The organism is Halospeciosus flavus (assembly GCF_029814175.1).
Classification (GTDB): domain Archaea; phylum Halobacteriota; class Halobacteria; order Halobacteriales; family Halobacteriaceae; genus Halospeciosus; species Halospeciosus flavus.
Genome location: NZ_CP122312.1, coordinates 1,204,323 through 1,225,779, shown reverse-complemented (window position 1 = coordinate 1,225,779; position 21,457 = coordinate 1,204,323). Strand labels below are relative to the sequence as shown.

Genomic DNA, 21,457 nt, shown 5'->3' with positions numbered 1-21,457 from the left:
TCGCGGGCGCCCACCGGAACTTTGAGGGGGCCGTTCGGACACACGAGTATGCCCACTGCGTACATTACGGTCCCCGTGGACGAGGCCGACGAGCTGGCGCGCGCACTCGTCGAAGAACGGCTCGCGGCCTGTGTGAACGCCGTCGAGTGTAACTCCGTCTATCGCTGGCGAGGTGAGATCCACGACGACGAGGAGAAAATCCTCTTCGCGAAGACGACCGACGAACGGTACGACGACCTCCAGACCTACGTCGAGCGCCACCACCCCGCGGAAGTCCCGTGTATCGAGCGCTTCGACGAGGACGACGAACTCTCGGCGTTCGCGGAGTGGTGCGACGGCAGCGTCGGAACGGACGAAGAACGGAGCTAGTCGTCGACGCGGTAGTACGTGAGGAACTCCTCGCCACAGGTTCGACAGTCGGTCCAGACCTTTCCGTCCGCATCGTCTTCTTCGTCGACGATCGTACTGTCACTGGGAACGACAGCGAGAGCCTTCGACTCACAACTCGGACAGACGACAGATCTCGTCACCGGCGACTGCGACATAAAATGAAGTAGGACTGCGTCGGGCAAGGATACTTTCACTATCAGGTTAGGACCGATTGCGGAGAATGACCTATCATTATCAGTAGTATCTGTCAGTCGGCAATTCGTATCTGAATACTCGCTCACACAGATTCGGAACCTCTATCTGAACGATTGCTCAAACAGTGGGTGATGAGTCAGTCCACCGAGCGCCTCGAACGCCTCCTCACGGACGAACTCGGCGAGTGCTGTGCCGCCGACGTCGAGGCGCGTCTCGACGAACTCGACACCCTCTCCGACGACGCCGCGGGGTCGTCGTTCGACGACGACTGTGGCGTCTTCTCGACGCTGGGCAACGAAACCCGGAGCCGAATCGCGCGTATCCTCGTCGGCGCCGACGACGAACTCTGTGTCTGTGAACTCGAACCGCTGTTCGACGTGAGTACGAGTGCGTTGAGCCACGCGCTCGGCGACCTCGTCGACGCCGGGCTCGTCACCCGACGCAAAGAGGGCAACTGGCGTTACTACCGAAGCACCGAACGCGCCGAGCGACTGTTCGCCGTCCTCGACGAAACTCGAGATGACGGAGGTGTAGACGCGTGAGCGACGACCTGGGTGTTCTCGATCGGTATCTCACGCTCTGGATCGCGCTCGCGATGGTGCTCGGGGTCGGCCTCGGGCGCTTCGCCCCCGGATTCGTCGACGTCCTGAACGCGGTCACCTGGCACGGGACGAGTCTCCCCATCGCGCTCGGTCTCTTCGTGATGATCTTCCCCATCATGGCCGAGATCGACTACGGGCGTATCCCGACAGTCACGCGGACGGCCCGCCGGGAGATCGGGCTGACGCTCGCGTTCAACTGGCTAATCGCTCCTTTCGTTATGTACGGGTTGGCCGTCCTCTTCCTCGGTGGCCACCCCGAGTTCGTGACCGGCCTCATCATCGTCGGCATCGCACCGTGTATCGCGATGGTGCTCGTCTGGAACGAACTCGCCGCCGGGAACCAGGAGATGTGTGCGGTCTGTGTGGGCGTCAACAGCCTCCTGCAGATCGTCCTCTTCGTCCCCTACGCCTTCCTCTTCCTCACCGTCATGCGTGGGACCGCCGTCGACGTCTCGATGGGCCTCGTCGCCCAGATGGTCGGCGTCTTCCTCGGGCTCCCGCTCGTGTTGGGCTACCTCGTCCAGAAGGTGGCCTTCCGAACGGTCGGTCGTGAGACCTACTACGGGCGCTTCATCCCACGTATCTCGCCGCTGGGGCTGCTGGGGCTGCTCTTCACGGTCATCGTGATGTTCGCGCTGAAAGGCGACTACATCGTCGGCCACCCCGAACAGATTGCGCTCATCGCCGCCCCGCTGTTCGTCTTCTTCGTCGGCCTCTGGGGTCTCGCGTACGGTGCGAGTGCCCTGCTCGGCTTCGACTACACCGAGAGTATCAGCGTGGCGTTCACGGCGTCCTCGAACAACTTCGAACTCGCCATCGCCGTCGCCGTCGCGGTGTTCGGGATCGGTAGTAACGTCGCCCTCGCGACGGTCGTCGGCCCACTCATCGAGGTGCCGGTGATGCTCGCACTCGTCCGCGTGGCGCTCGCGACGAAGGACACGATGTTCCCCGAGGCGGAGGTGAGTGGCGTTGCCTACTCCGACTGAGAACCAACGTGAATCGGAGCGCGTCACCGTCGCCTTCGTCTGCGTCCAGAACCGGGCGAGACGGTCGCCTCGAACTACTCGGCGCTGCGACTCGCTGGCTCTGCACTCCGGCTCGGAGGTCGTCGCATGACGACTACCGTCGCCTTCGTCTGCGTCCAGAATGCGGGTCGCTCGCAGATGGCCACCGCGTTCGCCGAACGCGAGGTCGCAGACCGTGGCCTCGAAGACGACGTCGAAATCATTACTGGTGGGACGCGTCCAGCCGACCACGTCCACCAAGAGGTCGTCGAGACCATGCGCGAGGAAGGCTTCGACCTATCCGACCGCGAACCCCGCGAGGTAACCTTCGAGGAGATTCAGCGCGCCGACTACGTCATCACGATGGGCTGTTCGGCCGACGACGTCTGTCCCGCCGGGTGGGCCGGTGAGAATCGCGACTGGGACCTCACCGACCCGGACGGGAAGTCGCCCGCGGAAGTCCGGGCGATTCGTGACGAAATCGAGAGTCGGGTCGTCGAGTTGTTCGACGAACTGGAACGAGAGTACGTCTGAAGAGGCAGCCAGGGTACGCTATCGAGGCAGCCTCCGTTACTCCGTCCCTTCCTGCGCCCAGTCTTTCGCGCGTTCGACGGCGTCGCCCCACCGCTCGTAGCGGGCGTCCCAGTCGGCGGCGTCCCGCGGTTCGAACGCACGGTCGACCTGCCAATTCTCACGGAGTTCGTCGACCGTCTCCCAGTAGCCAGTGGCGAGACCGGCCGCGTAGGCCGCACCGAGAGCCGTCGTCTCGTCGACTTGCGGGCGGAGAATTTCGGTGCCGATGACGTCGGACTGGAGTTGACAGAGGAAGTTGTTCTTCACAGCACCGCCGTCCACGCGGAGTTCGTTCATCTCGATGCCCGCGTCGGCCTCCATCGCCTCGAGGACGTCCCGAGTCTGGTAGGCGATGGATTCGAGGGTGGCGCGGACGACGTGCTCGCGGCGGGTGCCACGAGTCATCCCGACGATGGTCCCGCGAGCACGCTGGTCCCAGTGGGGAGCGCCGAGACCCGTGAACGCGGGGACGACGTAGACACCGTCCGTGGAGTCGACCGAGCGGGCGAGTGTCGCCGTCTCGCGGGGGTCCTCGATGAGGTCCACATCTTCGAGCCACTCGATGGCGGCGCCCGTGACGAAGATCGACCCCTCCAGTGCGTACTGGACGGGCTCATCCGAGCGCTGGAAGCCGATGGTCGTGAGGAGGCCGTGGTCGGACTCGACGGCCTCGTCGCCCGTGTTCATCAGGAAGAAGGAGCCGGTCCCGTAGGTGTTCTTCGCGTCGCCCGCGTCGAAACACGTCTGCCCGAAGAGGGCGGCCTGCTGGTCGCCGAGTGCGCCTGCAACTGGCACCTCGGTGTCGAGGAATCCCTCGGGGTCAGTGAACCCGTAGTACTCGTCGTCTGAGGATGGGCGGACCTCGGGGAGCATCGCCTCGGGGACGCGGAGTTCCTCGAGGAGTTCGTCGTCCCACTCGGTCTCGTGGATGTTGTACAGCATCGTCCGCGAGGCGTTCGTCACGTCGGTGACGTGGGCGCCCGTGAGTTTGTAGACGAGCCAGGAGTCGATGGTCCCGAAGAGGACTTCGCCCTCCTCGGCCCGCTCGCGGATATCCTGCGGGCGGGTCCGCTGGAGTTTGATCGGGTCCGCGTTGTCGAGGAGCCACTCGGCCTTCGTCCCGGAGAAGTAGGCGTCGGGTTGGAGGCCGGTCTTCGCACGGATTCGGTCGGCCCACCCGTCGGCTTCGAGTTGCTCGATGCGGTCGGTCGTTCGCCGGTCCTGCCAGACGATGGCGTTGTGGACCGGCTCGCCCGAGTGGGCGTCCCAGAGGACGGTCGTCTCACGCTGGTTGGTGACGCCGATGGCGTCGAGGTCGGTCGCGTCCAACTCGGCGTCGGCGAGCGCCTCGACGATGACCAACTTCGTGTTCTCCCAGATCTCGGTCGCGTCGTGTTCGACCCACCCCGGCTCCGGGTAGTACTGCTCGTGTGTCTCGTAGGCGTTCGCGACGACCTGTCCCGCGTGGTCGAAGACCATGAAGCGCGTCCCGGTCGTCCCCTGATCGATTGCTCCGACGTAGGTCTCCGCTCCGGTGGACATGTGCGACGCTTCGACAGGCCGCGACAAATCCCTTCCCCACGGGCCGACGCGTATCATGGGTCACGCGTCGGGAGAGCCAAGTGCCCGCTCGGCAAACGGGCGAGCATGGAACGAACGGACGTCCTCGTCGTCGGCGGTGGAGCCACGGGCGTCGGCGTCGCGCGCGACCTCGCGATGCGCGGTGTCGACGTGACGCTCGTCGAGCGCGGCGGTCTCAACGCCGGTACGTCGGGGCACTCGCACGGCGTCCTCCACAGCGGCGCCCGCTACGCGGACGACGACCCCGAGGGTGCACGCGAGTGTATCGAGGAGAACCGCATCCTCCGCGACATCGCGGGCGAGTGCGTCGCCGACACGGGCGGGTACTTCGTCCAGACGAGCGACGACTCCGCGTACTTCGAAACGAAGCGCGACGCCTGCCGGGATCTCGACATCCCCGTCGACGTAATCGATGGCGACACCGCCCGCGAGACCGAACCTCGTCTCGCCGACGACGTCGAGCGTGTCTTTCGCGTCCCCGACGGCGTCGTCTACCCGTCGCGACTCGTCGCCGCGAACGCAGCCGACGCACGCGAGCACGGCGCGACGATCCACGTCGACGCCCCAGTCACGGACGTCCTCGTCTCGAACGGCGCCGTCGTCGGCGCATCGGTCGACCACCCGGTCGGGAGTATCGAGGCCGACCACGTCGTCAACGCGACGGGCGCGTGGGCGGGCGAACTCGCGGCGATGGTCGACGTCGACATCGAGATGACCCCCACGAAGGGCGCGATGGCCGTCGTCGACTTACCGTCGCTCCGGACCGTGCTCAATCGCTGTCGGCCGGCCAGTGACGGCGACATCGTCGTCCCCCACCCTGACGCCGGCACCGCGATTCTCGGGACGACCAGCGTCGAGGTCGACGACCCCGACGACTTCCCGACGAGTGAGGCGGAAGTCGAAGATGTGTTCGTCGAGTGCGCGGCCATGCTCGATACACTCCCCCGCGAGGCGCTGGAGCGTGTCTACTGGGGTGTCCGACCGCTCTACACGCCCGAGCGTTACGGCGAGGACGCGCGCGGCATCTCCCGCGGGTTCTACCTCCTCGACCACGCCGACCGTGACGGTCTCGGCGGGTTCTCGACCATCGTCGGCGGGAAACTCACGACCTACCGTCGCATGGCCGAGGCGACCGCCGACCACGTCTGCGAGCGACTCGGCGTCGACGCGGCGTGTCGAACTGCCGAGGAGCCGCTCGTCCACCACGACGACCTCGACACGCTCGACGGCCTCGTCCGGGAGTTCGACGCTGGCGGTCCCGCGGACGCGGACGTCGTGGGCTCAGAATAGAGACGCTACGACTGGACGAACACGAGAGGGACCTTCTCGCCGTCGTAGTCGTCGAAGACGCGGGCGTGGACATCGCGGAGTGCGGCGTCGATTTCCCCGACCCAGGGCGGACCGTGAATGTAGACGTCCGTGGGGAGGTCGCCATCGAACAGCGGGCCGAACGCGTCGAGGATGCGTTCGACGGTCGGGCCGCGGCCCACCGGTTCGTCAAGGTGGACTGTCGGGTCGAGTGGGCCTCAGCGGACGACGCGGCCACTCTCGCCATCAGACCGCTGGCGTCGCTTGATGCGCTCGTCGAGGTCCATCGACTGAGAGTATCTGACGGGTATTCAAGAGCGTTCCGTCCTTGGCAGGGGCAAGCCTATTCGCTCGAACCGTCCCGAAGCGACTCCAACTTTCGGACGATTTTCGCGTATAGCTTTGTCGAGCAGTGCCACCCTTCCTCGATTATCGCGTCGATTATATCTCGTGCTTCGTCAGCCGACAGTGTCCCTTGATCCACTAAGGACAACAGGAGGTAGGCAGTCCCTCTTGTCGTGATATTCTCAGTTTCGGCAACAGTTCGGCCATACGCCTCGTCCATCACTGCCGTTGCATCGTGTGTCGCTGCAAGGGTGAGGACTGCGACGTCGGCCTCACTTACGTTCGGGTTCTGGACCAGCCGTCCATACTGCTCGGTTTCCTCAACCGCAACGACATCGAACAATCCGTGTTCAACTTGGCTCTCGATGCGGCGTGCATCGGGATATCCTGCATCGAGACCGTCGATGACGACTTCTTCGTAGACTCGCTTGGGCACGACACAGCGGGCGTCAAGTTCAGCGACAATATCGAGGTACTCAGCTTTTGCGAGGTAGATGAGAGGAGTGGCATCGAAAACGTACATCAGAATTCTTCAAGGTCATCTTCGAGATGTTCTCCACCTACCCACGTGATCCCACGCTCTTCAGCTAATGTGGCGAGGCGCCACGGGTCCACATCCGCGATCTCTGCAGCGCGGGAGAAGGTCATCTCCCCGGCGTCTAACTTCTCGAGGGCATGATTGATCCGCCACTCAGCGAGGCTTTCAGAGAGGAGCTTTCTGATCGCGGTACTTCGATCAAGCTGTTCTTCGTCGACGTACTCCTCTAAGTCCTCTTCGAGGTCGTCGGGAACCCGAGCCGAAATCGTGCCCATAGTGTATACAAAGTATTCATCGTATACAAATCTTGTGTAGGCTCCTGCAATCGTTCTCTCGAAGCAGTCCCATACTTCAGAAGAGTGAATCTCCCAATGTCGAGCGAGAGTTACATAGACGGAATCCTGCGCGGGTGAACTCCCTTTCCCTACTTGCTCGCCACAGTAGTAGATCGCTCCTTGAGGAGGGGGTGGTTCACAGCCGTAATCGCTCAGTTGTGAGTCGACTCGTCGACGAACACAAGAGGGACTTTTTCGCCGTCGTAGTCGTCGAAGACGCGGGCGTGGACATCGCGGAGTGCGGCATCGATTTCGTCGTCGAAGTCGAAGCGCGAGATGAAGTCCTCCCAGACGTGGTCCTCGACGGCGAGGTAGTAGGCACCATCCTCACGGCGAACGAGCGGTTCCTCGGGAAGGAGTCGACGCCACTCGTAGACGAGGTCCTCTAGGCTCGCGACACCCGGCGCGTCCGCCGCGAGCGTTTGTTGCTGTTCGAGTGCCTCGCGGAGTCGCTCGGCGTCGACGCCCGTCTCGGCAGCGACGGTGGTGATCGCGTCGTCGAATCGATCCATACTGGGTCATTGGCACCAAGGGGCCTAACGCTCACCGGAAGAGGCCATAGCTGTGGAAAGTGTGGAGTGCTACACGTACGTCGCCGCGAAATCTTCGAGGATGCCCCGAACGGTTTCCCGGAGGTACGACGACACCGCGAGGAGCACGACGAAGTAGACGACGCCGCCGAGGCCGATGAGGGCGACGACGGTGTACCACTCGCCCAGTCCGTAGAGTCGTTTCGCGAGCCAGATGACGACTCCCATCGCGACACCCGCGCCAAGTTGTTCGAGGAACGGTCGCGTGACGACGGTCTCGACGTTGGCGAGGCGTCGAACCACGAGTGTCTGTGCCGTGTAGGAGAAGGCTTGGGTGAGGACCGTCGCCGCGACAATCCCGATGGGACCGTAGACGTACCAGAGACCGAGCCCGAGTGCGACGTTGATGAGGAGTTCGGCGAGGGAAATCCAGAAGCCGATATCCGGGCGGTCGAGCCCACCGAGGACGGCACCACGCGCGCTCGTCTGGGTTACGAGGAGGCGGTAGAGGGCGAGGCCGACGAGGAACGCGCCGGCGCCGGCGTACTGGCCGCTGAATGCGGTCACGATGATTTCCTCCGCCATGACGAGACTACCGACGAAGATGGGGACGGCGAGGATGCTCCCCATCGACAGTGCGTTTCTGAAGTCGTCGTGCCACTCGTAGCCCCGCGTTTCGAGGTTCGAGATGCGGGCCATCAGCCCGCTGTCGATCGCACTAGAGACGAAGACCGCGGGCATCGAGATCTTGAGCGCGACCTGGTAGTGTCCGGCCGCTCCGGCCGCGGCCAGCCACCCGAGGAGAATCACGTCCATCTGTGAGAGCCCCGTGCCGACAAACCCTCGTGGGATCGACCACTTCGAGAAGCGAGCGACCGACCGGAGCGAGTCTTTCGAGGGAATGCTCGGTCGGACCCCGATCCACCGATAGACGAGCGGGAGGATGAGGAGTGCGCCTGCAGCCACGCCGCCGACCATCCCCCAGATGCCGAACCCGAGGACGACGAAGGCCACCTGGAAGACGATCTTCAGTGTCGTGTTGGCGACGAGTGCCCACTCGGCGAGGGCGAAGTTCGCGCGTCCGGAGAGGACCGTCGTGAAGGCCCGATACGTCGCGAGCGGGACGAAGAGCAGTGGGACGGCCAGCGGGAGGATTTCGTTAGTCGTCACGACGTTCAGGATGCCGTAGGAGACCGGCACGCCGACGACAGCGAGGGCAATGACGACGACGAACACGGAGCCGACCGCCTCACTCACGTCGAAGTCCGGTTCGGTGAGGCGTTTCTTGCAGGCGGCTGCCCACCCGTTGGCCGGGTTCTCGAAGAAGTTCGCGACGCCGATTGCGACGTAGAAGAGCCCGTAGTCGCTAGGGCCCAGCGCCCGGGCGAGGAAGATCGACCCGAAGAATCCGACGACAGCCGTCGCAACCTTTCCGACGAAGCCGATACCGGCTTGCACGCCGAACGCGGTTCGGCCGATATCGTCGCTCATCGTCTAGAGTTCGTGTTGAAGGCGGGAGTACTTGAGTGCCGGTCAGTACTCGATGCCGCCGGTCGCGTGGTCGAGCCACACGACCAGTCCCGCGCCGACGACGGCGAGACCGCCCAGCACCGCGACCGTGAGTAGGTCCCACGTCGGCGTACTCGCACGCACTTCATCGATGGGGACGCGGAGGGCCCCCACCATGAGCGCGACGAGGAAGGTGAGCGTCGCCTCGTGGTAGTGTTCGAGTGCCCACGAGACGGCGCGGGCAAAGGAGAGGATACCCACGAGAGCGCCCAGGCCGAAGATCGCAAGTGTCGTGAACGGCTCGACGGCCGCATCGATATTGACGGCGATGGCGGCGTCCGTCAGCGTCTCGACGGCGCCCGTGATGTCGCTGTACTTCCCGACGACGAGGAGGATGAGCGAGCCCGACACGCCCGGGAGAATCATCGCACAGATGGCGACCGCGCCCACGAGGAAGAGGACGAGCGGGCCCTCGGGGAGTGCGCGACGACTCGCGCCGCTCACGACGAAGGCAACGGCGAAGCCGAGGAGTGCGACCGCGGCATACCGTGCGTCGTCGAGGCGCATCTCGTCGCGGAGCACCCACGCCGACGCCGCGATGAGACCGAAGAAGAACGCGTAGGTCGGCCCCGGGTAGGTGTGGAGCGTGAACTCGATGATGTTCGCGACGGTGATCGCCGCAGTAAGGACGCCCAACACGAGGACGATCAGGAAGGGCAGGTCCATCCGGTCGAAGGCCTCGATCGCCTCGCGTCGCTTCTCGCCGTCGTGGACGGCGAGTGCGAGCAACGGGAGAAGCGCGAGTGCTTCCCGCGGGTCGAGCCCGGCGATGGCCGCGACGAGTCGGTCGTAGATCCCCGTGATGAGGGCGATGGTCCCACCCGAGACGCCGGGGACGGCGTCGGCGGCACCCATACAGCCGCCCTTCAGGTAGACCGTGAGCCAGTCTCGTGCAGCCATCGTGGGGTATCAGTCAGCCCGTGCGAGTGTAGGTTCGTAGTCGTAGGTTGCTGGACTCGACGTCGTGGTCTCGCTCGTGTCCGTCGAGTCCGAGTCCGTGTCGTCGGTCGTAGTCTCGTTCGTCACGAGGGCCCCACTGCTCGACGTGTTACCCGAGTCGCTTCCAGACTGGCCAGTGCCGATCTGGCCGACGGTCTGCTTCTCGAGGTCGACCTGGATAGTCGAAGTGTTCTCGCCGATGACGTGGGCTTCAGTGACGCTCGCGTTCGTCGTGTAGGTGTAGATTTCACCACTGGAAATGTTGAGGCTACGACCCGCGCTAAATTGATACGGACCGGTCGCGCGAACGCTGACGTTCGTGTAGCCCTTCGCAGTGCCCCAGTTCTCGTAGCCGGTCGTCGAGTAGGGTAACGTCATCGTGAACTCGCCGTCCGGCCCAGTCTGGGCGCGCTGGGTGTACTCAAACGTCGCGTTCGGACCGAGCTGGAGCGCCTGCATCGTCACCGAGGCGGTGACGGTCGTGTTCGCGGGCGCGGTCCCGTGGATTTTTGCACCGGGCACGCGCTCGAAGGTCTTCGCCCACATCGGGAGGTTCGAGAGTCGCTCACCACGGAAGATTTGAGCGGTCGGCGCCTGCTGCGTGCTCAGTCCGACGAGGCGGTAGTGGTTGAGCGCGGGCACGTACTCGCTCGGATAGCGACCGACGCCGCCGATCTGCGACGTGGAGTCGTTCTGCACGAAGGATCGTGCCTCTTGCATAGAGCGGAAGTTCGTCTTGTACAGCGAGTCGTTCTGGCCGTCCTGCTGGTAGACACGGTAAGTGAACCCAGTCTCGGTTGTTCGGGTCTGATCCCAGTCGACGACGATCGGCTGGGGCTGGACCGCACTTCCGTGGTAACGGTAGAGGCGGACCATCTGACTCTGATAGTAGCGCTGCGAGCGGAGGTTCCCCAGTTGCCGGGTGATGCTCTGGTTCTGCTGTTGGTAGATGGGGGTGTAGAAGTCCGAGCGCGAGATGCTCTCGTTCGCGTTGTAGAAGACGGTCGGAGCGCCGAACTTGCTCCCGAGCGTGACCATCTGCCAGTCGACGGCGACGTACCGGGTCTGTTCCTGTGGCCCGCCGTGTTGCTGGAGGACGTTGTTTGCGGCCGTCTCATTCGGCGCGAGCAGGTAGTTCGCCGCGAAGGTGGCGTGTTGCTGGAACGGGTTCGCGACCGGGATGCGCTCGCCCTCGACGGTGATCCAGTGGCCGTAGTCCCACCAGGACATCACGCCATAGGCGCCCTTCGGGTAGTCGAAGTCGCCGTCAGCGGGTTTCTGGTAGGTACCGTAGTAGTCCATCTTGTCGGCGTTGTTCGCGCCGCCGTAGGTTCCCTCGGCGGGCGTGTTGTTCTGCATCCAGTCGAGCATCGGGTCCCAGCCCTGAATGCCCGAGCCAGGGTTATTCCCGGACGAGGACTGCACGACGTTCGAGACCGGCGCGCCGCCGATCTGGAACGCGCCCGCGAGCGGGACGAGGATGATGAGAAAGACCAGGACGACGGCAATAACCTGACTCCACTCGACGTCCTTTACTTGGTCAGTGGTCTCCCCAAAGTCGACGAAGTGGAAGACCCTCATCACGAGGTAGCCGTTGAACACGGCAACCGGCACGGCGAGGTAGTAGTTGAATCGAATCTGTGTGAACGCTGCCGCGGTGATGAACACCGCCCAGACGAGGAGCATCCGTTTCTCCGCGGAGATGTCCGCGAGAAGGAGCGAAACGAAGAGCAGACCTCCAACGAGTAGGAGACCAAGGAACGTCGAGTCGATGCCGAGGAAGCCGGCGATCGCGGGCAGAATACCGGTGAACATCGCGATGACGCCAATGACGACAATGGAGACAGCGCCGACACCGACCTTCCGCGGGCTCGATGAACGAAGGAGCGGACTCCAGAGCATGATGGCGCCGGCGAGGGCTGCAGTGAAGAACGTCAGCCCGTAGTAGAGGGCGATAGCGCCCGCACGGGTGACTTGCCGGTAGCGTTCCGCGAGCGAGAGGAAGGGTTGAGCCTCCGCAATAGTGCGGTATTCAGCACCAGCGGAGAATCCAATAAAGCGGAGGAGGTTGCTCGCAATCAGATTGTAGAGTCCAGGGGCAAGGAACCGAACAAGTACGACGCCGAGAGCGAGCAACCCGATGACTGCAACAGGATAGAACCCTCGGTCAACATCCCGGCTGTCCCACTGACGGGCAAGCCATGCGAGGAAGACCGATCCGATGGCAGTAGCAAACGCCATGAACGGCTGAAGCAGTGAGAACCGTGTTGCAGAGAAGCCACTCTGGCTCAACGGGAGGAGGAGAAGGACTCCTGTAACGGCCATACTCACGGTGCCAACGAAGGCAACGTGGTCGGGACTCCGACCCTGATAGTAGTCGGCGACGAGTTGAACCGTCATGTACGCGCCGAAGATACCGAGAAGGAGAACACCCGGTGGCCAGACCCAGAGGTAGAGAGCGGTTGCGATACCGGCGAGTGCGCTCCATCCAATAACCGAACGGAGGGCAGCAAAGTCGCGGTCGGCAACCTGCTCCCATACTGGCCGGTCACGAGTTGCCACGGTGAGAGCAACGAGAATTCCGAGGACGGCCGTCGCCTGGAAGAGTGGCTCGGCGATGTTGTGGTCAGCGAAACCAGCGAGACTCCGCTGAAGGAACGTCCCTGGAAGGAAGGCGAGGAGGACTGCCGCGGTAACGCCACCGAAGCGGCCGGCGATGCGCTTCCCGATGAAGTACGTCGGGATGGCAACGAGCGTCCCAAATACTGGCGGTGCGAAGACAACTGCGAGCGCAATTGTCTGCTGGGACGGGTTGCCGAGACCGATGATTAGGGCGGCCGTCGCGATAAGCTGGTCGAAGAGCGTCCCGAACTGACCCACGGAGACCCCAGTAGGGAACCCGGTCCACGGGTCGAACGGCATCGTCTTTGGCCAGTGGTTAACTGTGTAGACAACCTGTCGATAGTGGTACCACGGGTCGTTCCCGGAGAAGACCACTTGGCCGTTTACCATGAAGTTCTCCCACGAGCGGGCCCGCACCCAGAACATGAATCCGAGTACGAGCGCGAGCACCGGAACGTGGTAGTACTCCTCGACGAGATCGAGGAACGAGTCGCCGGACTGGAGGGAAAGCCCGGACTTCTCGGTGTCGTCACTCATTGCTTTGACGGTCGGGTATCGTGCGAATAAGCCTTGTGAAGTGACGTGGGGGAACGTCGGTGTCTCCGTTGACACGGTAAGAGCGGAACACCCCTCTAGGGGTGGAGGTCAAGTGTGACTAACACGCTTAAGGGTGTAGTTTCCTAAGGAATTGCTATGGTGTCCCTCGTAAGGAGTTTGTGTTCCTCCACACGGGCCGGATCTGATAGCAACGTCGGTCCGATGGCTACAGATCTCGGCACACTCACTAGTCGCCTCTTTCAGATGGTCAACCGATGACTGATACCGATGTCGCAGTCCTTCACGACCGATTTCCTGGGATAGGTGGCGGTGAAACATTCGCCATCGAAGCAGCTCGAGTACTCGATGCACCCATCTATACAATGTACGTCGCTGATGGGGTAGAGGTCCCTGATGACGTCGAGATTCGGGCAATGCGCCAAGACAAGTACACTACTGGGGTATCTGGACTTTTTCTGGAATGGCGAACTAGTGGAATGAATCCGCTTGAGCCGACCAGTGTTGGGATCGATATGACTGAAGGGACAACCGAATTGACTGAGTTCGATACCCTTCTTGAGAGTGGTCCGCTCTCGAAGTACTACGTTCCGGAGACAGACCAGCGGATCGTCCACTACCCGCATAGTCCGCCAAGGTGGCTCTACGATCTCTTCCGATCACGGATGGAACGCGTCGATTACCCGGGCATCGCATTCGGCGCCCGCACGTTCGCAAAGGTGTGGCGCGCACTCGACAAGGAAGCACTCGACTATGTCGACAGGTTCGTCGCCAACAGTGAACTCATCCGAGATCGCATCAAGCGTTACTACGATCGCGATGCCGATATCGTCTATCCGCCGGTCACTGGAGACTGGCGAAACGAAGCTGACGAGGGCTACTTCATTACGTGGTCACGCCTCGACCCAGAGAAGCGAACCGACCTCATCGTTGAGGCGTTTACCGAACTTGGCGAGCAGCTGATCGTCGCCGGCGACGGGAAACAACGAGAGAAACTTGAGCAGCTAGCTCGCGGTCACGACAACATCGAAATTCGAGGCTTCGTCGATGATATCGAGTCGTTGGTTGCGAATGCGACAGCTGTCGTCTATGCTCCCGAACAGGAAGACTTCGGGCTCGTCGGTGCCGAGGCACTCACTGCAGGCAAGCCCCTTATCGGCGTAAATGAGGGATTTACCAGATATCAGGTCGAAGAGAGGACAACTGGCCTCACCTTCGAACCGACTGTCGAATCCCTTCAGGAGACGATTCGTACGTTCAACTCCGTGGATTTCGACTCTGAGGAGATTCAGCGGCACGCCGAGCGCTACTGCTACGAGGAATTTGAGAAGAGACTTCGGAATGTTGTCTATGAGTCCGTACCGGACGAAAACAATGAGTGACAGAACACCTACCCCACCGTTTAGCGACCCTTGCATCATTCACGATCCACTCACTGTCTCTGGTGGTGCCGAGGAATACGCAATGCAACTCGCGTCCGCTCTCGATGCACCGTTGTACACAGAGAGAGTCGGTATCGAGGTTGACTCAAGTATCGACGTCCGTACGTTCGAGGTCGGTCCGCCAGCTGCTCTCGACCGGCTTCCGTTCACCGAGGAGACGAATCGAATTCTTGCGTACGAGAACTTTGAAGTCCCAGCGGAACATGATGCTGTCATTACAACTGGGATATTCGCTCGCTCTATCATCCACCACCCATATCAACGGCGCTATCACCTACTCCACACACCGACTCGATGGCTCTTCGACCGTGGCACGAATCTCTACGCGGACGGAATTACGCCGATAAAATGGTTTCAGAGGCTGTACCAGTCGATACGTCGGGTCCATGAACAATCGATCGTGCCCCGGATCGATGATTTCGTCGTCAACTCCGAGGTCATTGCACGTCGTCTCCAAACGTACTACCGACGGAATTCGACCGCGATTATCTATCCGCCGGTCGAAATAGGAACATATGTCAATATGTCCCGTGAGGGATTTCTCTTTCATGTCGGTCGCCTCGAGACTGCGAAAGGAATCGAATCAATGATTGAAGCTGTCAATGGGACCGACTGGACACTGAAGTTAGCAGGCACTGGAACTAAGGAGCCGAAACTCCGGTCGAAAGCGGGTGAAAACGTTGAGTTTCTCGGCTTCGTCTCCGAGGAGCGAAAACGAGAACTTCTCGCGACGTGTGATGCACTTCTGTTCAACGCTGAGCACGAGGATTTTGGTATCGTACCTGTCGAGGCACTGGCTAGTGGGAAGCCGGTCGTCGCGGTAAACGAGGGGTTCACCAAGTACCAGATTGAAGAGGGAGTTAACGGCGTCCTCTTCGAGCGCGGTGTCAAAAACATGCGAGACGCAATTGAACGTATGTACCGTCAAGAGTGGAGTGCAGACCAGATTCAACAAACTGCAGAGCGATATTCGAAAGAGCGTTGTATCAATCAGTGGCAGGAACTTTTGCAAGGAGAAGGATGAACAGAAGAAACCGGCGCCTTCATACAACCAAGATGTCTCAATCTATTCCTAGCACGTGACGAACACGATGCTCGACCAAGATATTCAGCCGTCTCCACCGTTCTCGGATCCCTGTGTCGTCCATGATCCAATAACGTTTCGTGGCGGCGGCGAACAATACGCCGCTGAACTTGCCGCTGTACTTGATGCGCCACTCTATACGTATCAGAAATCGGACGACATTAGGCTTAATACTGATGTGACTGTCGATGAGTTTGGCGATCCCGGATTTCTTGATCAGCAAGCCTTGAAGACCCCAATTCGAAGAGTTCACCGAGTTATTGAGTATGAGAACTTTGAGGTTCCAGAACAACATGATGCCGTTATCACGACAGGGGAGATCTCGAAATCGCTCCTTCATCATCCGTATCAACGACGCTATCATCTCCTTCATACTCCCGCAAGGTGGCTCTTTGACCGTGGACCTGCACAGTATAAAGAAAACAACTGGCCGATTCGATGGGCCAAGCAACTCTATCAGTCAGTAACACGGATTCACGATCAGTCGACAATCCCTCGAGTCGACGATTTTGTGGTCAACTCGGAAATCATTGCCCGTCGCCTTGAGACCTACCACCGGCGCGAGGCAACGACCGTTATCTATCCACCAATCGACCTCGAGTCCTACTACCACAAGGAAGATAGAGGATTCCTTCTCTACCTCGGCCGGCTCGAACCACATAAGCGCGTCGAGGAGCTGGTTGACGCCGTATCGGGTACCGACTACAAACTCCGAATTGCAGGCACTGGATCAGTAGAAGAGGATCTCCGTAGGCGTGCCGACGACGATGTCGAGTTCCTCGGTTTCGTCTCTGAGGATCGTAAACGGGATCTCCTCGCCCGGTGTGATGCACTCCTTTTCAACAGCGAACACGAGGACTTCGGTATTGTGCCTGTGGAAGCATTTGCAAGCGGAAAACCAGTTATCGGTGTCAACGAAGGATTCACAAAGTACCAGATTGAAGAGGATGTGAACGGCATTCTGTTTGACCGCGGTGTCAAGAACGTTCGCGATGCCATCAACAAGATGTACGGACAGATGTGGGATGCCGAGAAGATTCAGGCCACTGCCGAACGCTACGGGATGGAGCGTTTTGAAAGGGAGTGGTGCCGACTCATTTATCAGGAGGATAGTGAACCAGATGCTCCCTAAGGGAAACACATCCGAAATTGGGTTAGTTATCGAAGGATGAATACTGTAGAACTCGGGTCAAACGTAAGATAAAACCTGATGCAAGACATCTGTATGCTTTTCCAAGGGAGAAAGCCCCATCCCGCTCATCAATCCTTCGGAGATGCAGTAGGAGCTGTCTATCGTCACTTTGAGACCGGCGAAAAGCCGCCCATAACTGAAGAGAAGGAAAGTATCAAGTCACGGATTAAGACCGGTATCAGTTCAGAGGAGTGTGATATAGTAATCGCCGAAGGGACTGCACCTCTACAAACACTCTTGGCGTACAAGGTACGCCACCCTATGACGACAGCAATCTATTTGGCAGCCGATGAAACTTTCTACACTCTACCAGAGCGTCCTACGCACTATCTGTGGAAACTCCTTGGGCCAATAGCAAACCGACTACTAGATGGCGTCATTGCAGTGGGCAGGGATGTCTATAATTGGGCTCGTCCGTATCTCGGTAGCCTTCCAGTAAAATATGTCCACCCACCAATTAATGACGATAAATATGACCGTCTCAGATCGCTTGAGCCCCAGTCTCCACAACGCCCATTTACGATACTTTCAGTCGGAGTAGCAAAACCGGCTAATGGATACGAGAACCTTATTCCAGCTGTTGAACGATTGGCCGGACATACTGATATTGACATTCGTGTCATAATCCTCGGAAAAGGTCATTCAGAGGAATCATACGCAGACTCATCAGTAGTTGAATTGCCTGGATTCGTTGACCTAGATACATTTATAGATTGCTTCTCTGAAGCCAGTATCTACGTTCAACCTTCTATTGGCGACGCATTTCCCGTCGCGACTCTCGAGGCAATTCTTTCTGGAACGCCAGTGTTAGTAACTGAATCTGTGGGAGTTCGAGAGTTGCTTGAGGATGCACAAGTTGTAGATCCAAGTCCCAATGGACTGTATAGTGGGATTAAAAGATTTTTTGAGATGGATACAACTGTCCGACGTAAACTAGGGTCAGAACAGAGAGAACTTACCAAGGGGTTTACTGAATCATCTCAACAGGAACGGTTTCGAGAGGCAGTTATTGATATTCATAATTAACTGTGGCTCGAAATAATGTATTCTATAGGTCAATAAGAAGAGGAATAGATACACTATACATTCTGAAAAGAAACGACAGTCATGCCTGAGAAAACTACTGCATCCGAGGTAAGCCTCGGTGCGGAGACGGTGAAAGCGACGGCAGCGAAGTTCTCGATGGCTGCCATCGGCTTTGTCGGTACCATAATCTTCGCCCGGATGCTCGGTCCTCAGAAATTCGGTGCCTACTACCTCCTCTTTGCGCTGGTGAAAATCGCGGACCTCCCTATCGAGGGGTGGTCAATGGCGGCAAAAAAGCGATTCTCTGAGCAGGGTGCACAGATCTCCGAGATTGTTGGAGGCCAGTTTGTCTTCGTCTTCGCGTGGATTGCTCTAGGTACACTCGTTGCCCTACTCACGGGTAGCTACATCGTTTCCTACACTGGTGTGGCTGTCGCGGTTCCATTGTTCATTGCACTCCTTGGTGGGGAAGCGGTGTATGTATCCGCCGAGCGGCTGCTTCAGTCACGAGGGCTTGTGGGAAAGGCAACTTGGATTGACGCACTTCGTTCGTACGTTACCTTTGGACTCCAATTAGCCCTAGTCCTTGCGGGATGGGGGGTTGCCGGGATGGCCTATGGCCTCGCCGTTGCGAGTGTCGTCGTGGCACCACTCACTCTCTACTTCGTTGGTGTTCGTCCCGAAGTACCGTCCCGTGAGACGCTCGCAAGCCAGTGGGAATACGCACGATATAGCGTCCTCAGCGCGCTGTTCGGGCGTGTTTATGAGCGATTCGACGTCCTCCTTCTTGGCTATCTCCTTGGTCCGACAGCAGCAGGGTGGTACGAGGTTGCGTACAAACTCGTCACTCCTGCGAAATTTGTCGCTGAGACTGCTAGTAGTGGGTTGATGGCACGAGTGAGCAATCTTTCTAGTCGTGGAAAGGAACTCAACGAAGATGTGACGAATGTCCTTTCCTACGCAAGTATTCTCTCAGTTCCTATTTTCTTCGGAGGCCTGGCGATTTCCGAACCGCTTGTCGTGACGATTTATGGATTGGCATACGCTAAGGCAGCACCGCTACTCATCGTGATTGCACTCTATCACGTGGTCATGACGCAGAATATGCCACTTGAGCAGACTATCTATGGACTGGATCTTCCGCGACGACTGTCGGTGATTTCAGCCGGCACTGTCATTCTTAATATCGTGCTTGGCTTCGCACTTGTCCCAATCGTTGGTGCCGTAGGTGCGGCCCTGTCCTCGTTGGTCGCGGAGACTGTATCATATCTCCTCCTCAGGTATTCCCTTAACCAGATGGCGAATGAGATTGAATTTATGTCATCTACCTTTCTGAAGCAGTGCTTGGCCGGTTGTATGATGGTTAGTCTTCTCTACCTCGTGTACGGTTGGAATTTACAAGCAGGCATACTCTCTATCGCCCCTGCACTGATGGTAGGTGCAGTCATCTATTTCACTATTCTTCTCACTGTGAGTAATGAGGTACGAATCACAGTTCGCTCTGTTATTACTGAAATTTTTATCTCATAATCTGTTTGAGCGGCTACGCCCTCAGCTATGGCTGACATCCTTCCACGACTGAAGTCGTGGGATGAATCCGATAGGGTCATGGTATATTGTCGCATGCATTCTGTAGAAGTCCTGATCCAATATGGGAGGGGATGCCGAGGTGGAGGGAAGCACTATTACGCAAGGAACCGAGGCCACTCTCTCCACTCGGGGCCGTTCTGGCACGGCCCTAAACGCAGGTCCCTCCGGACTGTGGATGAAGTGGACCTGCGAACCTTCCCGATGGTGGGCCCCGTCTGTGACGGAGGAACCCCACGACTTCAGTCGTGGAAGGATGTCAGCTTGATTAAATGAATCGAAAGAACACGTGGTATGTTTCTCACAGTGTGATTCATACACTCAGACATCAATAAGGACGAGACTTTCCAGTATCTGTAGTACGAGAACTACGCATACTTAACACCGCGAAGAACATCGACTTGTGGTCTCTCCGTTACAATCAAACTGACAGCGAGGGGTGCACGCTTGGACGTACGCGTAAACAGCTAGATTCTGACATGAATGGAATCTATTCTCCTGTCGTTAGTTGTGGCCAGAGCGGGGATTCACGCTGAATCTCACGACTTTAGACGTGAGATGCTTGACGACTTCTACTATATGTCCCATCAACGAGACAGTTCAATGAGGATTTACCCAGAATCGGTAACAAACCGATATCCCTAAACACAAACTGACCGGCCTCTAGGCTATGCACCTCTGCCAGGTCGCCCCCTACGTCACCTACCCTCCTCGGATGGGTGGGGACCACCGTACACACGGACTGGTGAAGGAATTCCCGGTTGAGGGGGATACTGTCGTCCGCTATTGTCAGGGTGGCTCACCGGCGATGTACAAGTCACTTGACCTGCGCCGACGCGTCCAAATCACGGACGGCTACGAGGAACGCCGGCATCTCCACCCGCTCCACGAGGTGATCAAGGCACCGATGCTCCTCGGCTACCCAAACCTCCTCGCGAGCCACGCACTCCGACTCGCGAGCGACGGCCTTGATGAGATGCTCGCCGACGCGGACGTCGTCCTCGCACGCGAACCCTGGCAGACGCCCTACATCCTCGACCACACTACTGAGGAGACACCGGTCGTTTTCTCCAGTCATAACGTCGAGACTGAGCGCTTCGGCGACATCCATCAACCACTGTTCGACGAACACGTCGAAGCTCGTGTCGACACACTCGAACGGCGGTCCGTTGAGGAGTCCGACGCCATCATCTGTACGAGCGATCGCGACGCACGCGTGTATCGCGAGCAGTACGACCCTGGGGGCCCGATCATCGTCGCACCGAACGGAACCTACGAGAGCGCCCTCCGGGAACATCGGCCGAATTCCGACGGCGCGATACAGGTCCGCGAGCGGTACGATATCCCCAGCACGGCGACTGTCTGTCTCTTCATGGGGAGCAACTACAAACCGAATGTCGAAGCTGCCGAGGCAACCGTCGACGTGGCTCGAAGGATGCAGGGAGCACAACCACAAGTCCACTTCCTCATCATGGGTTCCGTCGGAAACGCCCTAGACGAGTCGTCGCTCCCTGAACACGTTACGACGACGGGATACGTTGAGGCGAATTTCGAAGCTCACTTCGACGCCGCGGATATCGCACTCAATCCGATGCTCTCTGGAGGGGGGACTAACATCAAGCTAATCGACTACTTTGCTCGAAGTCTTCCCGTCATCTCGACGCCATTCGGCGTCCGAGGTATCGCGGTAGAGGAGGATCGGCACCTCTGTGTCGCCGAGATCGATGACTTCCCTAATGCGATCAAGCGACTTCGCGATGACCCGGTTCGCCGAGAGAACATCGGAGAGAACGCACGCAAGCTCGCAGCAGACCAGTACACTTGGGAGGCAGCGTCTCGAAAAGTTCGAGACCGAATCTACGAGTTGTTCGGCCCGTTCTAGTCTCGGGTGTCCTGCACTGCACCCGTTCGATCCCTATCTCCGGGACAATTCGACGAGCCGTGCTGAATCATCAACCACGAGTAGTGGTTCGACCGGGAGTCCACTGACAAGCCCACGACTTTAGTCGTGGGTTCCTGACACGGTCCGTAGGGCGGCGG

20 protein-coding genes are annotated in these 21,457 nt (G+C 59.3%); 11 read left to right on the top strand and 9 right to left on the bottom strand.

Annotation, left to right across the window (positions count from 1 at the left end):
- Positions 1-48: 48 nt before the first annotated feature.
- Complete coding sequence (gene cutA / locus P0Y33_RS06390; protein WP_279529707.1) at positions 49-369, top strand: divalent-cation tolerance protein CutA; 321 nt, start codon at positions 49-51, stop codon at positions 367-369.
- On the opposite strand, the gene P0Y33_RS06385 is transcribed toward cutA, so the two are convergent.
- Positions 366-545 (bottom strand): hypothetical protein, encoded by a 180-nt coding sequence (locus P0Y33_RS06385; protein WP_279529706.1) that lies wholly within the window; start codon positions 543-545, stop codon positions 366-368. The two genes, cutA and P0Y33_RS06385, sit on opposite strands and share 4 nt — an antisense overlap.
- 171 nt (positions 546-716) lie before the next feature.
- On the opposite strand from P0Y33_RS06385, the gene P0Y33_RS06380 reads away from it, so the two are divergent.
- The 3 genes from P0Y33_RS06380 (at position 717) to P0Y33_RS06370 (ending at position 2,725) form a co-directional block, all read left to right on the top strand.
- Positions 717-1,127, top strand: a complete 411-nt coding sequence (locus P0Y33_RS06380) for an ArsR/SmtB family transcription factor (protein WP_279529705.1) — start codon at positions 717-719, stop codon at positions 1,125-1,127.
- Positions 1,124-2,173 (top strand): ACR3 family arsenite efflux transporter, encoded by a 1,050-nt coding sequence (arsB, locus tag P0Y33_RS06375; RefSeq protein ID WP_279529704.1) that lies wholly within the window; start codon positions 1,124-1,126, stop codon positions 2,171-2,173. Before P0Y33_RS06380 ends, arsB begins: the two co-directional genes overlap by 4 nt.
- A 126-nt stretch (positions 2,174-2,299) precedes the next feature.
- Positions 2,300-2,725, top strand: coding sequence for an arsenate-mycothiol transferase ArsC (locus P0Y33_RS06370; protein WP_279529703.1), 426 nt, complete (start codon positions 2,300-2,302; stop codon positions 2,723-2,725).
- A 36-nt stretch (positions 2,726-2,761) separates the two neighbouring features.
- Here the strand turns inward: P0Y33_RS06370 and glpK are convergent, their stop codons facing one another.
- Complete coding sequence (gene glpK, locus P0Y33_RS06365) at positions 2,762-4,306, bottom strand: glycerol kinase GlpK (protein ID WP_279529702.1); 1,545 nt, start codon at positions 4,304-4,306, stop codon at positions 2,762-2,764.
- A 105-nt stretch (positions 4,307-4,411) separates the two neighbouring features.
- On the opposite strand from glpK, the gene P0Y33_RS06360 reads away from it, so the two are divergent.
- Positions 4,412-5,635 carry an FAD-dependent oxidoreductase gene (locus tag P0Y33_RS06360; protein ID WP_279529701.1) on the top strand — a complete coding sequence of 408 codons (1,224 nt, stop codon included), beginning with the start codon at positions 4,412-4,414 and terminating at the stop codon, positions 5,633-5,635.
- 5 nt (positions 5,636-5,640) lie between these two features.
- Here the strand turns inward: P0Y33_RS06360 and P0Y33_RS06355 are convergent, their stop codons facing one another.
- From P0Y33_RS06355 to P0Y33_RS06325, 7 genes are all read right to left on the bottom strand, one after another.
- Complete coding sequence (locus P0Y33_RS06355) at positions 5,641-5,835, bottom strand: hypothetical protein (protein ID WP_279529700.1); 195 nt, start codon at positions 5,833-5,835, stop codon at positions 5,641-5,643.
- A 161-nt stretch (positions 5,836-5,996) separates the two neighbouring features.
- Complete coding sequence (locus P0Y33_RS06350; RefSeq protein ID WP_279529699.1) at positions 5,997-6,521, bottom strand: DUF3368 domain-containing protein; 525 nt, start codon at positions 6,519-6,521, stop codon at positions 5,997-5,999.
- Positions 6,521-6,811, bottom strand: coding sequence for a hypothetical protein (locus tag P0Y33_RS06345; RefSeq protein WP_279529698.1), 291 nt, complete (start codon positions 6,809-6,811; stop codon positions 6,521-6,523). Before P0Y33_RS06345 ends, P0Y33_RS06350 begins: the two co-directional genes overlap by 1 nt.
- A gap of 212 nt (positions 6,812-7,023) precedes the next feature.
- Positions 7,024-7,383 carry a hypothetical protein gene (locus P0Y33_RS06340; RefSeq protein WP_279529697.1) on the bottom strand — a complete coding sequence of 120 codons (360 nt, stop codon included), beginning with the start codon at positions 7,381-7,383 and terminating at the stop codon, positions 7,024-7,026.
- A 69-nt stretch (positions 7,384-7,452) separates the two neighbouring features.
- A complete protein-coding gene (locus P0Y33_RS06335) occupies positions 7,453-8,892 on the bottom strand; it encodes an oligosaccharide flippase family protein (RefSeq protein ID WP_279529696.1) in 1,440 nt (479 codons plus the stop codon).
- Between the two features lie 42 nt (positions 8,893-8,934).
- Positions 8,935-9,870 carry a DUF368 domain-containing protein gene (locus P0Y33_RS06330; RefSeq protein ID WP_279529695.1) on the bottom strand — a complete coding sequence of 312 codons (936 nt, stop codon included), beginning with the start codon at positions 9,868-9,870 and terminating at the stop codon, positions 8,935-8,937.
- A 9-nt stretch (positions 9,871-9,879) separates the two neighbouring features.
- Positions 9,880-13,068, bottom strand: coding sequence for an oligosaccharyl transferase, archaeosortase A system-associated (locus P0Y33_RS06325; protein ID WP_279529694.1), 3,189 nt, complete (start codon positions 13,066-13,068; stop codon positions 9,880-9,882).
- A 275-nt stretch (positions 13,069-13,343) separates the two neighbouring features.
- On the opposite strand from P0Y33_RS06325, the gene P0Y33_RS06320 reads away from it, so the two are divergent.
- From P0Y33_RS06320 to P0Y33_RS06295, 6 genes are all read left to right on the top strand, one after another.
- Positions 13,344-14,468 (top strand): glycosyltransferase, encoded by a 1,125-nt coding sequence (locus P0Y33_RS06320; protein ID WP_279529693.1) that lies wholly within the window; start codon positions 13,344-13,346, stop codon positions 14,466-14,468.
- An 82-nt stretch (positions 14,469-14,550) separates the two neighbouring features.
- The gene (locus P0Y33_RS06315; protein ID WP_279529692.1) at positions 14,551-15,552 is read left to right on the top strand and encodes a glycosyltransferase; all 1,002 of its coding nucleotides are present in this window, start codon (positions 14,551-14,553) and stop codon (positions 15,550-15,552) included.
- Positions 15,553-15,619: 67 nt separating this feature from the next.
- On the top strand, positions 15,620-16,744 hold the full coding sequence (locus tag P0Y33_RS06310) for a glycosyltransferase (RefSeq protein ID WP_279529691.1): 1,125 nt from the start codon (positions 15,620-15,622) through the stop codon (positions 16,742-16,744).
- Positions 16,745-16,822: 78 nt separating this feature from the next.
- Positions 16,823-17,830 (top strand): glycosyltransferase family 4 protein, encoded by a 1,008-nt coding sequence (locus P0Y33_RS06305; protein WP_279529690.1) that lies wholly within the window; start codon positions 16,823-16,825, stop codon positions 17,828-17,830.
- Positions 17,831-17,911: 81 nt separating this feature from the next.
- On the top strand, positions 17,912-19,360 hold the full coding sequence (locus P0Y33_RS06300; protein WP_279529689.1) for an oligosaccharide flippase family protein: 1,449 nt from the start codon (positions 17,912-17,914) through the stop codon (positions 19,358-19,360).
- Between the two features lie 727 nt (positions 19,361-20,087).
- Positions 20,088-21,299, top strand: a complete 1,212-nt coding sequence (locus tag P0Y33_RS06295) for a glycosyltransferase (protein WP_279529688.1) — start codon at positions 20,088-20,090, stop codon at positions 21,297-21,299.
- Positions 21,300-21,457 lie beyond the last annotated feature (158 nt).

What these genes read in the sequence shown, in the direction of transcription:
- P0Y33_RS06315 (WP_279529692.1), top strand. Translation starts at nt 14,551, where the DNA reads ATGCAACTCGCGTCCGCTCTCGATGCACCGTTGTACACAGAGAGAGTC.
- P0Y33_RS06305 (WP_279529690.1), top strand. Translation starts at nt 16,823, where the DNA reads ATGCAAGACATCTGTATGCTTTTCCAAGGGAGAAAGCCCCATCCCGCT.
- P0Y33_RS06340 (WP_279529697.1), bottom strand. Translation starts at nt 7,383, where the DNA reads ATGGATCGATTCGACGACGCGATCACCACCGTCGCTGCCGAGACGGGC.
- P0Y33_RS06360 (WP_279529701.1), top strand. Translation starts at nt 4,412, where the DNA reads ATGGAACGAACGGACGTCCTCGTCGTCGGCGGTGGAGCCACGGGCGTC.
- P0Y33_RS06295 (WP_279529688.1), top strand. Translation starts at nt 20,088, where the DNA reads ATGCACCTCTGCCAGGTCGCCCCCTACGTCACCTACCCTCCTCGGATG.
- P0Y33_RS06310 (WP_279529691.1), top strand. Translation starts at nt 15,620, where the DNA reads ATGCTCGACCAAGATATTCAGCCGTCTCCACCGTTCTCGGATCCCTGT.
- P0Y33_RS06385 (WP_279529706.1), bottom strand. Translation starts at nt 545, where the DNA reads ATGTCGCAGTCGCCGGTGACGAGATCTGTCGTCTGTCCGAGTTGTGAG.
- P0Y33_RS06335 (WP_279529696.1), bottom strand. Translation starts at nt 8,892, where the DNA reads ATGAGCGACGATATCGGCCGAACCGCGTTCGGCGTGCAAGCCGGTATC.
- P0Y33_RS06300 (WP_279529689.1), top strand. Translation starts at nt 17,912, where the DNA reads ATGCCTGAGAAAACTACTGCATCCGAGGTAAGCCTCGGTGCGGAGACG.
- P0Y33_RS06350 (WP_279529699.1), bottom strand. Translation starts at nt 6,521, where the DNA reads ATGTACGTTTTCGATGCCACTCCTCTCATCTACCTCGCAAAAGCTGAG.
- P0Y33_RS06380 (WP_279529705.1), top strand. Translation starts at nt 717, where the DNA reads ATGAGTCAGTCCACCGAGCGCCTCGAACGCCTCCTCACGGACGAACTC.
- P0Y33_RS06370 (WP_279529703.1), top strand. Translation starts at nt 2,300, where the DNA reads ATGACGACTACCGTCGCCTTCGTCTGCGTCCAGAATGCGGGTCGCTCG.
- P0Y33_RS06330 (WP_279529695.1), bottom strand. Translation starts at nt 9,870, where the DNA reads ATGGCTGCACGAGACTGGCTCACGGTCTACCTGAAGGGCGGCTGTATG.
- P0Y33_RS06320 (WP_279529693.1), top strand. Translation starts at nt 13,344, where the DNA reads ATGACTGATACCGATGTCGCAGTCCTTCACGACCGATTTCCTGGGATA.
- P0Y33_RS06325 (WP_279529694.1), bottom strand. Translation starts at nt 13,068, where the DNA reads ATGAGTGACGACACCGAGAAGTCCGGGCTTTCCCTCCAGTCCGGCGAC.
- glpK (WP_279529702.1), bottom strand. Translation starts at nt 4,306, where the DNA reads ATGTCCACCGGAGCGGAGACCTACGTCGGAGCAATCGATCAGGGGACG.
- cutA (WP_279529707.1), top strand. Translation starts at nt 49, where the DNA reads ATGCCCACTGCGTACATTACGGTCCCCGTGGACGAGGCCGACGAGCTG.
- P0Y33_RS06345 (WP_279529698.1), bottom strand. Translation starts at nt 6,811, where the DNA reads ATGGGCACGATTTCGGCTCGGGTTCCCGACGACCTCGAAGAGGACTTA.